Origin of the sequence: Mesorhizobium sp. M1A.F.Ca.IN.020.06.1.1 (assembly GCF_004023265.1) — a bacterium.
Classification (GTDB): Bacteria; Pseudomonadota; Alphaproteobacteria; order Rhizobiales; family Rhizobiaceae; genus Mesorhizobium.
Genome location: NZ_RZSR01000053.1, coordinates 1 through 12,522 on the forward strand (window position 1 = coordinate 1; position 12,522 = coordinate 12,522).

Here is a 12,522-nt window from a genome sequence, read left to right on the forward strand (position 1 = left end):
GAATGATGGATTGGAGCGCTATTTACATCGTGACCCGATCCGGAGGAGCAGAAAGCACAGGCGCCTATGGTTTTGCGGCATTTGCAACCATGATGGCAACCGGCCGCCTATTCGGTGACGCCATCGTTAAGCGGATCGGCCAGATGCCAATGTTGCGCTATTGCACAATAGTTTGCGCAGGCTCGGTGTTCACAATGATCCTGATGGGCGGCAATCTTCCTGTTGTTCTGATTGCGCTCGCCATATGCGGTCTTGGCCTAGCAAACGTCGTGCCCACACTTTTCGCCGCCGCCGGGCGTGCAGGTGGCACTTCTGCTGCTCGGGCAATGTCAATCGTGACGACGATGGGATACGCGGGATTGCTTCTTGGGCCTGGATTGTTGGGTTTTATCGCTCAGATTTCGTCGCTCGTCGGCAGCTTATCCGTCATCCTAATGGCATTTGTCGCAGTTTCGGCGTCAGCGCGCTCGAGCAAATGCTAGGGTTTGGCCACTCACCCGTCCGTGGTGAGGCGGATGGCTCGCGTGCATTCTTAGGCCTCGCCAAGGACGTAGCTGCCAGCTGTATGGCCTCGCGCAGTTAGCTTTTGACACTGACGTACAGCCGGGGTGCAGGTTTCGCGGAACAGTGGTATTCGTCCGACTGGGCACAAGCCGATCGCGTGCTGCCGAGCCAAGTTATGTTGTAGGGGCGAACACGGTTACCAACTGAATATGAGACTGGATGTCTGAAAAGGGCCGAAGCGGAACGGGAGCTTCACAATTTCGACACCAGCCAACGGCATCGGCCCTTCCCTTTTTCGGACTCGATATCCATTTCTGACGGGTCGAGCCATCGCGCCGGAGCATACTGGCTTTCAGCAGACAGCGATGTCGCTCCCGAAAGCGTCTGAAAGGGTAACTTATGACGATCACTGGAGCTCAATGCCGCGCTGCTCGCGCGCTGGTCGAATGGACCCGCGAAAAGCTCGCCAGCAATTCAGGCGTGGATGCGCTGGCCATCGAGGAATTCGAACGTCGGATCACACTCCCCGACTACGAAGTCTGTAATAGGCTCCAAATCGCGCTCGAAGGCGCCGGCGCCTTTTTTATTGCCGAGAACGGCGGCGGTATCGGGGTTCGCCTGAAACTAAACCGCTCCGAGGTCAGGCGGATCAGCGTTCTCGAGAATGAGGGGGGCATCGTTGGCACGGATGCCGTTCCATAGATCCTGGGCAGGGTCCTCAACGGTACACCGCGCGCGAGGCGATGTAATCGAAATCAGCGAGCCCACCGCTGCTTCTGGGTACACTTTGAACAGTCTGCTCTTAGCGTGGGTCGTTTGCGGGAAACTCATGGCACGCGCGGCGCTTCACGCGACCGCAGCGAGGGCATGGTGGCGTCCCGCTCAATTCGTGGTGACCGCGGATTCCCAAGACTAACAACGATGATGATCCATGCGGACCTTGATCAACTTCGGATAGCCGGTACCGCACGTTACCCCTCGGCTCGGGGCGCCCGCTTAATCGACATGTTAGGATCAGCAGGGCTCCAACCTTTTGGCGCACTGGGATCAATTTCCGAAGTCGCCTGTCCGCCACCTTTGATGGCGGCTGAGCCAGGAGAAATATGAGCATTAGATGCAGAAAAACTCGAAAATCCGGCGCAAGCCGAATATCCGCATCTCGCAGTCGGATCATGCGCGCTTATCGGTGCTCGCGAGCACTTTCGCCGCACGATATCCGGAGGCTTCCGATGAGCTGCTCGCCGAGCTCGAGCGCGCGCGGATCGTCGCCGATGGTTGGGTCTCCGCCGGTACCGTCCGGATGGGTTCAACTGTGACGTTCAAGCCCGACACCGGTGATCGGAGAACGGTAACGCTGGTTTTCCCTGGCGATGCTGACATCTCCGAAGGCAAGGTTTCGATTCTTACACCGATTGGCACAGCCCTGATCGGCCTCTCGGCTGGACAGTCAATCATGTGGACCGCCCGAGACGGGCGCCGGCACGAACTGTTGGTGCTTGGTGTGACCCAGCCCGCCCCGCAAGGTGATGGAGTCAGTCAGCTCGCACCTGCGTCTCCAACGATGGCGGCGAGCGTCTGACATGGGCGTCTCCGTCCGTCTCCTCAATCATGCAGGCAGCTTGATCGCGGGAGTCTGACCCCTGCGCCGGCTCATCTCGGTCCGGCACAGGGGTACTTCCTCACATCCGATCAACTGCAGTTGCCGGATCGCCTTGTGCGGGCCGGCTGGAGACGTACCATGCCCAATATAGACACCTGCCAACTGACCACCAAGGATTACACGATTCTTCAAGTGATACGGGAACGCCATCCGATCCGCGACGAAACCTTCTCGACTATTCTCCAGCGGAAGATTTCGAGCGCAGTTGTCATGTTTCGCGATGACATCCCAGCGAACGTCGTGACACTCAGCAGCCGCGTGGCCTATCGGGTGAACGACGGTCCTGCCGAAACCCGCATCGTCGCACATGACCAGATGCGCGGTCTGGTTGGCATGCTTTTGCCTATCACCAATCCGCGAGGCCTGGCGTTGCTCGGTCTGGCCAAGGGGCAGTCGATGTCCATTCCGACAGCGGACGGGATGCTTGAAACGCTGACGGTGCATGAAGTGGTTTACCAACCAGAAGCCGCAAGGCGCGAGAGACTGAAACTGGCGGGAGTTGCTGCATCGGATTCGCTGCGGCTGGATGGACACGGTCCGCGGGCCGTCCATCGTTCCGATGAACCGCACGACGAAGCTCAGAACAAGGTTGCGGCGGCTTTCAACGCCGGGTTCGACGACCCGGGGCCGTCGGCTGCCTGAGGGCTCGACTATGCCGAAGGCTGTGAAGGCGGGTAGACAAGCATTCCATCGGCTCCTGCCCTCACGCCGTCGGTGAGTTTCGCCGGCACGACCTTGTCATGGCTCATCAGATGAAAAACGGACTCGCCGCGGCTGATCAGGTAGTCCGCGACGATCCTTCTGTGACAGCGCCACCACAGCGCTTCCGAGCACATGACGGCACACTGCCGCTCCCTGCCGAGCGATACAAGCCGGGTTAGGCCGTCATGAAACTCCGCCGACAACGCGTAGTCGGCGTAGTTGTGAAAACTCTGGTTAATCCAGAACGCGTTTAGCATTGGTGGAATGTCATGCGCCTTGCCCCGCAGGCCGCCAAGCTCGGCAATGTACTCATATCCAATGCCGGACGGAGCTAGGCTTTCCGCAAGCACCTCGGTGTTGAATTGCGGGTTCGCCCGCGAGCGTCTGACGGTTCTTATGTCGATTACCAGGGCGACTTCTGCCACATGCAGCAGGGCAACGAATTCCGGAATCGACCTGGTCGAATGACCGATAGTGTAAAACGGATAAGGCATTTTTTCCTTGTCGATCCACCTGCCAGCCATGTGGCTTCGCGCCTGGGGGGAACGATCATTTCACAACGTCGCTTTAAATCCGCCTAGCCTCCCGCAGTCCGCTCTCTCCCGCTGCATGCCCCCGAATAGATGAGTTCCGGCGCCTTGCGTGACCTCGAGCTTACCTGCCTCAATATGGCGAGCTTCGGCGCCGATGTCGAAATTGCCGGCATAGTTGTGCTCCGTTGTGGTTGTTGATCCCTAAAGACCCGCCCCTCCCACCGGCTCGCTTGCAAGAGCAATAAATTTGCACTTACGCGGCATTTAATTCCGTTTGCCTTCCTCTTCCCTCCGTAGCACGTTTGGGGCGGTACGGAGCTGGCGCCTCGGAATGTGGCGGCGGTTTCTTCGACAGAAAGCTCGCGGCCATGCACAGGCGGACCGCTGGCCATCGGCTTACGCCCGATCGGCTCCAAAGCCCACGACATTGCGATGGACGCAATGTCACGGACGACTGAAAACACGAAGCAGACAGCGCCTGGTTCTCCGATCGCGGCGGATGAATGCCGTCCCTCGCGAGAGCCATCAGGCTTGCCTGCAATGAAAGGCAGGTAGCGCACCATGTCGAATCCAGCGGCAGCGATGGAAGACCACAAGCCCCGGTTTCTGGTCAGGTGGCTGTACTCGACCAACCACAAGGATATCGGGTCGCTCTATCTGATCTTCTCGATCTTGGCGGGGATTCTCGGCACCGCGCTTTCGGTCCTGGTCCGGATAGAGCTCCAGGAGCCAGGGCTGCAGATATTCAGGGATCCGATGGCCTACAATGTCGTGGTCAGCTCCCACGGCCTCATCATGATCTTCTTCGTTCTCATGCCGGCCCTGATCGGCGGCTTCGGCAACTGGATGGTACCGATCATGATCGGCGCACCCGACATGGCGTTTCCGCGCATGAACAATATCTCGTTCTGGCTGCTGGTGATGGCGTTCATCCTCTTCATCACCTCGATGTTCGTGCCGGGAGCGCCAGGCACGCTCGGCCATGGCGGCGGCTGGACGCTCTACCCGCCGCTTTCGACCTCCGGCCAGCCTGGTCCCGCGGTCGATCTCGTCATCCTTTCGATCCACCTTGCGGGAGCGTCATCAATCCTCGGCGCGATCAACTTCATCACGACCATCTTCAACATGCGCGCGCCAGGAATGACGATGCACAAGATGCCGCTCCTTGCCTGGGCGATGCTGGTGACCGCTTTCATGCTGCTGATGTCGCTGCCGGTGCTGGCCGGAGCGATCACGATGCTGCTCACGGACCGCAACTTCGGCACGACGTTCTTCGTTCCTGATGGCGGCGGTGACCCGATCCTCTACCAGCACCTGTTCTGGTTCTTCGGCCATCCGGAGGTCTATATCATGATCCTGCCCGGCTTTGGCATCATCAGCCACGTCATCTCGACCTTCGCCAGGAAGCCAATCTTCGGCTATCTCGGCATGGCGTATGCGATGGTGGCGATCGGCCTGATCGGCTTCCTCGTCTGGGCGCACCATATGTATACGACCGGCATCTCCCTCGACAGCCAGCGCTACTTCGCCTTCGCCTCGATGGTCATCGCCGTTCCCACAGGCGTGAAGGTGTTTTCGTGGCTGGCCACAATGTGGGGCGGATCGATAGAGTTCAAGACACCGATGCTGTGGGCTATCGGCTTCGTCTTGCTCTTCACCGTCGGCGGCGTCACCGGGATCATGGTCGCCAGCCCCGGAATCGACCGCTCGTTGCACGACACCTATTTCGTGATTGCCCACTTCCACTATGTGCTGTCACTGGGCGCGGTCTTCGCCATCTTCGCTGGCTGGTACTACTGGTTCCCGAAGATGACCGGATACATGTACAGCGAGACGCTCGGGAAACTGCATTTCTGGACGATGTTCATCGGCGTCAATCTCGTCTTCTTCCCGCAGCATTTCCTCGGCATGGCCGGCATGCCGCGCCGCTACGCTGATTATCCCGATGCCTTCGCCGGCTGGAATTTCGTCTCCTCGATCGGCTCCTACATCTCGACCGCGGGGCTGTTCATCTTCTTCGTCGCGGTCGCAGAAGCTTTCAGCCGCAAGCGCCCGGCCAGCGCCAACCCGTGGGGCGAAGGGGCGACCACACTTGAATGGCAGCTGCCGTCGCCGCCGCCATTCCATCAGTGGGAAAGGCTGCCCCGGATCCACTGATATGGGCATCTTCGACAAGTCGATGGGTGAATGTCATGAGCGAGACCTCAGACCCGACCAGCCAGATCCTTCTCGTTGCGATTCTCGCGCTTTATTGGGCAATGCTTGGGAGTTGGAGCCAGCTCCTCTCCCGCTGGAACGACGAGAGGGCCAAGCGGGACACTGCAGCGGCGCGGCGGGACGAAAGTGCCGGACACACATCCTGTGCGGACATGTCCCAGGATGCGCTTCGCAAGATCGACCCGGATTTCGATCCCGCGGCATTTCTGGCTGGCGCCAGGAGGGCCTATGAAGCGATACTGCGGGCGTTTGCGGAGAGTGACATCCAGACATTGCAGCGCCTCGTCGGGCCGGAAGTGCTTGATGCCTTCGAGCGAGTGATCGTCGAACGCCGCGATCGGCAAGAGATGCTGGAACTCACCTTCATCAGGACAGACGAAACGAAGGTTGTCGATGCTTTCGTGGAGAATGGCACCGCTGAGATAGTTGTTCGATACGTTTCCGACGTGGTCAGCGTTACACGCTCTGCCGACAATGCAGTCGTCGCCGGCGATCCCCGGGAGATCGTTGAGATGATCGATACGTGGACGTTCGCCTGTCAAACCCAGTCAAGGAAGCGGAACTGGATGTTGATCGCCACCGAGGGCGAACAACAACAAGCCTGAGTTCTTGCGATAGGGTCCGGCGGCAGGCTTGTCACGGTTAACGAGCACCAACCCAGCGGGCTGGGATGCGTTCGCGAAATCTGTCAGCAGGTGGGATGCACTCCGCCATCGGTGCCGGCGATCAGTTCGACATGAGCCGGTTCAGCCGATCAGCTTCAAGTAGCGAGCGGGTAGCGCCGCCGAAGATCCACTCCCTGAACCTGCTGTGGCCATAGGCGCCGGATATGACGAGATCCGCGTTCATTGCGCCGGCGACGTCGGCGATCGTTCGGCCATTGGATTTTTCCGGAAACACCTCCGCCTTGGCCTCTACGCCGTGCATGTCCAGGAAGGCGACAACATCGTCCAGCCCGTTCCAGGTTTGGTCAGTTGGGCCATCGTCGATCGTAATGACCCGAACCTCCTGAGCCATCCGCAAAAAGGGCATGGCATCTAGAACCGCGCGCCTGGCTTCACGCGTGTCCTTCCATCCGACCAGAACCTTGTTGATGCGGAAATTCTCCTGGTTGGTCGCTGCCACAAATACGGGCCGTCCGGCCTGAAGGATCAGATTGCCGAGGTCGGTCGACCGATACGCGTCGTCGAAACTGGCACCCTCCGGCGATGCTGTGACGATGACATCGGCCAACCGCGCCGATTCAATTAGCGAGCGGGTCGGATTGCCCACGGTCCCACGCCATTGCGTATGAACCGTCGTGCCAGCAATGCTTTCGAACTGCGCGTGGAGGTCCTCGAGCCGTTGCTTGATGTTCTTGCGCTGGCGCATCATGCTCTCGCCTTCGAAGGCCACTCCACCTTCCATTACAACCGGCGGCGGAACGTCGGCGGCCGACAGACCTATCAGGCGCGCGTCGAAGCGCTGGGCGAGATCGACTCCGAGCTTGACAACAGGAGCGACCATCCCGTCGATGTCGAGGTTGAGAACGATCGACTTGTAGCCCATGTTGGCTTTCCTTCCGTTGGTTGCGGTTGATCGCGGCGCCGGAACGCAAACGTCAACAGGGCCCGCCGCGAGATCCGGCAAGGTTTCAACAACCTCAAGGACGAACGATGGCTGGAGTGAGGAGTTCGCCGGCCGGCGCGATCGTCAGGTCCCCGCCTACTCGAACATAATCCGAGCGGTGCCTCTTTTGGCGATCAAGGCTCTGCGAACTTCCTGAACCCGTTCAGCCTCTCGTTTGGTATAGGGGCCCATCGGCCGGGTCTTTTCATTGCCGCGACGGACCTGGCAGTACCAACGACCGCTGTCGGAGAAGATTGCGACCGACGTCGGCATCTGATGGGACTCTTGTTCGGCAACCTCCTTGGCGAACTCGACGATCTTTGAATGATGCTGAGTGGGCGCAATGATTTGCAAATCCCTGGCAACGTCCTGTTGCAATGCGGACATAGATCGGTCTCCTTTCGGTCACGGTGACATGCTCGGCTGCGTCATTCTCGGTGCGCTCCCACCCGTGCTCGAGAGCGCGTTCTAGCTTGCCGTTTGGCGCTCCATTTCCAGCTCGGCCTGCAAACTTTCCAGGTCGCGGAAGATCGAGGCGACAGCGAGCGTGCGCCCCTCCCGTTTGAATCGGAGCAGGCAATCCCTGGCCGCGACGTCTCCATCGACCGAGATCTCGTCCCATCGCTCGGCATGGCCGACATAGTTGATGGGCACATCGTAATGCTGGCTCCAGAAGAACGGCACAGCCGCGAACTTCTCGCGATGGCCAAGCATGTTGAGTGCGGCGGTGCGACCTTGTCTCTCCGCAACCACCCAATGCTCTACCCGAAGATTCTCGCCACTATGCGGATCGGGCCACCGGGCAATGTCGCCGGCCGCGAAAATTCCGGGCGCGCTTGTTTCCAAAAACGCGTTCACCGCAACGCCGCGATTGAGTTTGAGCCCGGCCTTTTCGGCGAGACCTATGCGTGGCCTGACGCCGACGCCGGCCACGACGAAATCCGCCATCAACGTGCCGCCGCTGCTGAGCTTCATCTTGTTGCCGTCGATGCTGGCCGCAGTCGCCTCGAGATGGAAGACGACACCCTTCTCCTCATGGAGGGCGCGGATGAAGTCGCCCATCCGCGGACCCAGGACCCGCTCCATAGGCCGTCTGTCCGGCGCTACGACATGAACGTCGATGCCGCGCGAGCGCAGCGCCGCCGCAACCTCGAGGCCGATGAAACTGGCGCCGAGCACGGCGCAGCGTCGCGCATTCGCGGCCCGCTCGATAATCGCCTTGCAGTCGGCGAAAGAGCGCAGCGTGTGGACAAATGATTGCTCGGCTCCGGGGGTAGCAAGCCGAACTGGTTCGGTCCCCGTGGCAAGGAGCAGCCTTTCGTAAGAAATCGTGCTGCCATCCGACAGCACAACCTCGCGGGACCGCGGGTCGATGCGGTCGGCCTTTGTGTCGAGACGCAGGTCGATGTTGTTTTTCGAATAATACTTCTCGCCGCGCAGCGGAATCCAATCCTGCGGCGCCCTGCCGGCGAGATAGTCCTTTGAGAGGTTCGGTCTGTCGACGGGCGGCGCCTGGTCATCGCTGATCATGGTGATGCTGCCCTGGTATTGCTCACGCCGCAGTGTCTCGACGGCAGCGAAACCAGCCGCGCCACCCCCGACAATGACAATTCTTTCCGGAGCCGCACCGCCATCTCGCACCACCGGTGCCGTTCGCTTACGCTTCTCGACCACGAATATCTTGCCTTCTCGCTGTTCCACAGACCAGCAGGCGAGCGGGCTGAAGGCGGGCGCGCGCAGCGCCTCGCCCGTGCGCAGATCGAAGCACGCGTGATGCCACGGACACCGAACCGTGTCTTCTGCTACCAGACCGTCGACGAGCGGCCCGCCGTAATGCGTGCATGTCGCGCTGACCGCGAATACCTCGCTCCCGCGGCGCACCAGCAGCACCTGCTCGTCGCCGCAATGGCCGACGAGCTTGCCGCCATCCTCAAGATCGGCGATCGCGATGCCCTGAACCAGATCCGGACCGTTTGCCTTCGAATGGCTCCCAGCCATTTTCGTCTCCGTTGGCGATTCTCAGCGCAAGATCGATAACTGGAGCCTCGATAGACTTCGCACGCCCTGAACATGTTCCATCCAGGCGCGCCTTCAGACCGACGCTTTCGTTTTCACCGGAGCTCCCGACTAAAGCGGAACCGCTACGTCCCAGTCTCCTGCCATCCAGGGCACCATGCAAACGAATTTAGTGAGCGATTGAATGCATTTTTTGTGTTGGATTCCAGGAGCATGTGATGGACGGACGAAGTGAGGACAAAGTGAACATGCCGGCCACTTTGAGGCTGTCGGTGTCACCACGGCGCGTGTTCTCGACCAGCCCGTCCCTTGGGCTGCTCACGGCTCAAGTCGGACCGCCGGCCAGCAAGTTTTAAAGGATCGCTTGCCTGGTCTTGCCCCAGTCCGCGAGAAAGGATGCCAACCCCTTGTCGGTGAGTGGATGCTTGGCAAGGCTCCGAAGTACAGTTGGGGGAATGGTCGCAATATCGGCGCCTGCAATTGCCGCAGCTTTGACATGGAGTGGAGTGCGTATTGAAGAAGCCAGGATTTCCGTCGTGAAGCATGCGTCGTTGTCGTAGATCGCGCGGATTTCCCGGACCACTTCCATGCCGTCCAATCCGAGGTCGTCGAGCCTGCCGATGAAGGGCGAAATGAACGTCGCGCCCGCCTTGGCCGCAAGCAATGCTTGGTTTGCGGAAAAGCACAGCGTGACATGACCTTGTGGCCGAGGCGAGCGAGCGCCCGACAAGCCCTGAACCCATCCCAGGTGGATGGTACCTTGATGGCCACGGTGGTCGCGATGCTCGCCAAACGCTCTCCTTCGGCAATCATGCCGTCGAAGTCGGTCGCGGTGACTTCCGCTGAAACCGGGCCTTCGATCGTCCCGCAGATCTCCTTGATCACATCCCTGATCGGCCGACCGGTCTTCGAGATGAGCGACGGGTTCGTGGTCACCCCATCGACAAAGCCTGCCGCGGCAAGCTCGCGAATTTCAGATATATCGGCTGTATCGACAAAGAATTTCATTGTGCGTCTCCTCGATGATTTGATGAACCTTGCTCGGTTTGGTTCCAGAAAAGTGATTTGAACCCGCTGTAGTGGTCACACGCCCCATGTCCTTGATGGCACAAAGGCAGGGCGGCGCGACGTCTCTAGCGATGTCCCAGCAAAATCTCTCTCAGGACGACGGCATCGTTGTGGGCCTCGTCATGAGCCGAGTAGACGAGCGTGACAGGGCCGTGTCGTATCAGGTCGCGGAGCCGGTCGAGCTCATCGCCATGCGCGTGGATTTCCGCCGCATATCTCCGACGGAATTCGTCCCAGCGGGCGGGATCGTGTCCGAACCATTTCCGAAGCTCGGTGCTTGGCGCGAGTTCTTTCATCCAGCAGTCAATGCCGGCATCGATCTTCTTGACCCCGCGCGGCCAAAGCCGGTCAATCAGCACCCGCGTGCCATCGTCGGCAGCTGGGCTCTCATAGGCGCGCTTCAGTTTTATGCTCTCGTCGATGGCTCTTCCGCTCATCCGTCCGTCTCCTTTCGTTGACGGCATCGAGAAGCCCGGAGAACTCGTTTCGAAGGATCGTCTCGTCGGCTTGATCGGATACGATGACGAAGATGCTACCCCGATACCGTTCGATCCAGTGATGGCCGGTTCCGTGGCTTCGCAGGTAGTCGCCGATCTGATGAACGGTCGAATACCCCAGGCCCTGATGCAGGAGGAATTTCATAAGATTGTGCTTTGCAAGCCGGACAGATCGTCCCTGCCTCAGGGAGAGGCCTTCTGTCCTTGGGCGTTGAACTGTTTCAGATAGGCGATCACATCGGCGATCTCCTGGTCTTTGCTGAGACCAGCGAATGTCATCTTCGTGCCGGGCACCAACTTGCGCGGCGCGTGCAGATATGTGGTCAGCGTCGGTTCATCCCAGGTCAGGCCCGAATTCTTGTTCGCCGCGGAATAGCTGTAACCAGGGTAAGTGCCTGCCGCACGGCCAACGACGCCATTCAATACCGGCCCTACCCGTTCTTGGCGTCGGGCCCGACCGCATGGCAGGCCATGCATCTCTTGAAGACCGAGGCGCCGGCGTCAGCATCGCCAGGAGATTTGTCCTGCGCCTGCGCAGATCCGACTGCGCTGAGAACCGCGGTCGTCAATCCAAGAATGGTTGATCTCATCTTCGCGTGCTTTCAATGAGGGGCGGCTTGGTTGCCGCCAAGCCACCCTGGTTATGTCGGTATTCGAAACGCACAGCCTGCCGGATCCGAAGCTTGGATCCGGACCCGGCAGACTTGCCTCAGGAGGGAACCAATGGGCCGGGGTTCTTCAGATAATTCTTGATCGCGTCCGCCGCCCAATAGGCAAGAGCGCCCACCGGTCCGGTCGGATTCTTCCCGGCGTTCTGCGGAAATACGCAGGCGCCGGTGACGAATACGTTCGGGACATCCCAGACCTGAAGATGTTTGTTCAGGACACTGGTGGTGGGGTCGGCGCCGAAAACGGCCCCGCCGGTATTGTGAGTGCTCTGATAGGGAACGATGGAATAGGGCACCGGCGGAATGCTCCGGTCGACCCTGATCGCACCCATCTCCTTGGCGATCTTCACGCAAATGTCGGCCTGGCCGTTCATCTGCTTTATTTCGTTATCCTGGAAATCGAACGTCATCCTCATCAGCGGGCGTCCGAAGATGTCCGTATAGGTCGGATCGAGGCTGAGATAGTTCTGCCTGTAGGCCATCACCGCGCCTTGATTGCCAACGTTGGCAGCATGGTCATAGTTGTCGACCACTGCTTTCTTCCAGTCCGAGCCCCAGCGCGGCGTGCCATGGGGTGTCGGATGTGACTGGATAGGCCGGGCGCCCGAGTTGCTGCAACTGATACCGCCGCCGCCGATGTATCCGGCCTTCACGAAATCGTAGTTGTCGCCGTTGAAATCATCCATGCAGGTGCCGAGCGCGCCGGCGCCCATGAAGCGGTTCAGGATGGTCTTCTTGTCGAAGAAGGCGGTAGCCCCGCCGCCGCACTGGTAGGCATAGTTTCGGCCGACCACGCCTTTACCCGTGGCGGGATCGTAAGGAACGCCGATCCCCGACTGCAGCAGCAGGTTGACGTTCCCGAGCGCGTAGGCCGACAGGATGATAAGGTCGGCAGGTTGTTCGAATTCTCGCCCGCGAGCGTCGAGATAGCTGACGCTGACGGCCTTCTTGCGGGTCGAATCGAGATTGATCTTCAGCACGATCGAATTTGTGCGCAGTTCGAAATTCGGATTCTTCAGCGCCAGCGGAATAACGGTGAAGTGCGGGCT

12 protein-coding genes and 2 pseudogenes are annotated in these 12,522 nt (G+C 59.8%); 6 read left to right on the top strand and 8 right to left on the bottom strand.

Going from position 1 to position 12,522, the window contains the following annotated elements; all coding sequences use genetic code 11:
- The 4 genes and pseudogenes from EOA60_RS37360 to EOA60_RS04430 all read left to right on the top strand — a co-directional run.
- Positions 1–482, top strand: a pseudogene (locus EOA60_RS37360) (MFS transporter); the annotation flags it as partial.
- A gap of 421 nt (positions 483–903) precedes the next feature.
- Positions 904–1,206, top strand: coding sequence for a hypothetical protein (locus EOA60_RS04420; RefSeq protein ID WP_067330561.1), 303 nt, complete (start codon positions 904–906; stop codon positions 1,204–1,206).
- Between the two features lie 412 nt (positions 1,207–1,618).
- The gene (gene rnk / locus EOA60_RS04425; RefSeq protein ID WP_067330551.1) at positions 1,619–2,083 is read left to right on the top strand and encodes a nucleoside diphosphate kinase regulator; all 465 of its coding nucleotides are present in this window, start codon (positions 1,619–1,621) and stop codon (positions 2,081–2,083) included.
- Between the two features lie 159 nt (positions 2,084–2,242).
- The gene (locus tag EOA60_RS04430; protein WP_127334749.1) at positions 2,243–2,806 is read left to right on the top strand and encodes a nucleoside-diphosphate kinase; all 564 of its coding nucleotides are present in this window, start codon (positions 2,243–2,245) and stop codon (positions 2,804–2,806) included.
- Between the two features lie 8 nt (positions 2,807–2,814).
- Here the strand turns inward: EOA60_RS04430 and EOA60_RS04435 are convergent, their stop codons facing one another.
- The gene (locus tag EOA60_RS04435) at positions 2,815–3,360 is read right to left on the bottom strand and encodes a DUF488 domain-containing protein (RefSeq protein ID WP_127334754.1); all 546 of its coding nucleotides are present in this window, start codon (positions 3,358–3,360) and stop codon (positions 2,815–2,817) included.
- A 600-nt stretch (positions 3,361–3,960) separates the two neighbouring features.
- Here EOA60_RS04435 and ctaD point away from each other — a divergent pair.
- Together ctaD and EOA60_RS04445 are read left to right on the top strand one after the other, a co-directional pair.
- The gene (ctaD, locus tag EOA60_RS04440) at positions 3,961–5,556 is read left to right on the top strand and encodes a cytochrome c oxidase subunit I (protein WP_127334748.1); all 1,596 of its coding nucleotides are present in this window, start codon (positions 3,961–3,963) and stop codon (positions 5,554–5,556) included.
- A 35-nt stretch (positions 5,557–5,591) separates the two neighbouring features.
- Positions 5,592–6,221, top strand: a complete 630-nt coding sequence (locus EOA60_RS04445; RefSeq protein WP_164748137.1) for a Tim44/TimA family putative adaptor protein — start codon at positions 5,592–5,594, stop codon at positions 6,219–6,221.
- Between the two features lie 121 nt (positions 6,222–6,342).
- Here the strand turns inward: EOA60_RS04445 and EOA60_RS04450 are convergent, their stop codons facing one another.
- The 7 genes and pseudogenes from EOA60_RS04450 to EOA60_RS04480 form a co-directional block, all read right to left on the bottom strand.
- Positions 6,343–7,164, bottom strand: coding sequence for a universal stress protein (locus EOA60_RS04450; RefSeq protein ID WP_127334746.1), 822 nt, complete (start codon positions 7,162–7,164; stop codon positions 6,343–6,345).
- A gap of 156 nt (positions 7,165–7,320) precedes the next feature.
- Positions 7,321–7,611 (bottom strand): hypothetical protein, encoded by a 291-nt coding sequence (locus tag EOA60_RS04455; RefSeq protein WP_127216072.1) that lies wholly within the window; start codon positions 7,609–7,611, stop codon positions 7,321–7,323.
- Positions 7,612–7,692: 81 nt separating this feature from the next.
- Positions 7,693–9,222: an FAD-dependent oxidoreductase gene (locus EOA60_RS04460; protein WP_127334744.1), complete on the bottom strand. Its 1,530-nt coding sequence runs from the start codon at positions 9,220–9,222 to the stop codon at positions 7,693–7,695.
- A gap of 370 nt (positions 9,223–9,592) precedes the next feature.
- A pseudogene (gene fsa / locus EOA60_RS04465) lies at positions 9,593–10,248 on the bottom strand (fructose-6-phosphate aldolase).
- Positions 10,249–10,373: 125 nt separating this feature from the next.
- Entirely contained in the window at positions 10,374–10,745 is a 372-nt protein-coding gene (locus EOA60_RS04470) for a DUF488 domain-containing protein (protein WP_127334743.1), read from the bottom strand.
- 243 nt (positions 10,746–10,988) lie between these two features.
- Positions 10,989–11,228, bottom strand: coding sequence for a hypothetical protein (locus EOA60_RS39815; protein WP_348627446.1), 240 nt, complete (start codon positions 11,226–11,228; stop codon positions 10,989–10,991).
- 286 nt (positions 11,229–11,514) lie between these two features.
- Positions 11,515–12,522: GMC family oxidoreductase (locus EOA60_RS04480; RefSeq protein ID WP_164899183.1), on the bottom strand; the 1,008-nt coding region annotated here is incomplete at its 5' end.

What these genes read in the sequence shown, in the direction of transcription:
- EOA60_RS04420 (WP_067330561.1), top strand. Translation starts at nt 904, where the DNA reads ATGACGATCACTGGAGCTCAATGCCGCGCTGCTCGCGCGCTGGTCGAA.
- rnk (WP_067330551.1), top strand. Translation starts at nt 1,619, where the DNA reads ATGCAGAAAAACTCGAAAATCCGGCGCAAGCCGAATATCCGCATCTCG.
- EOA60_RS04430 (WP_127334749.1), top strand. Translation starts at nt 2,243, where the DNA reads ATGCCCAATATAGACACCTGCCAACTGACCACCAAGGATTACACGATT.
- EOA60_RS04435 (WP_127334754.1), bottom strand. Translation starts at nt 3,360, where the DNA reads ATGCCTTATCCGTTTTACACTATCGGTCATTCGACCAGGTCGATTCCG.
- ctaD (WP_127334748.1), top strand. Translation starts at nt 3,961, where the DNA reads ATGTCGAATCCAGCGGCAGCGATGGAAGACCACAAGCCCCGGTTTCTG.
- EOA60_RS04445 (WP_164748137.1), top strand. Translation starts at nt 5,592, where the DNA reads ATGAGCGAGACCTCAGACCCGACCAGCCAGATCCTTCTCGTTGCGATT.
- EOA60_RS04450 (WP_127334746.1), bottom strand. Translation starts at nt 7,164, where the DNA reads ATGGGCTACAAGTCGATCGTTCTCAACCTCGACATCGACGGGATGGTC.
- EOA60_RS04455 (WP_127216072.1), bottom strand. Translation starts at nt 7,611, where the DNA reads ATGTCCGCATTGCAACAGGACGTTGCCAGGGATTTGCAAATCATTGCG.
- EOA60_RS04460 (WP_127334744.1), bottom strand. Translation starts at nt 9,222, where the DNA reads ATGGCTGGGAGCCATTCGAAGGCAAACGGTCCGGATCTGGTTCAGGGC.
- EOA60_RS04470 (WP_127334743.1), bottom strand. Translation starts at nt 10,745, where the DNA reads ATGAGCGGAAGAGCCATCGACGAGAGCATAAAACTGAAGCGCGCCTAT.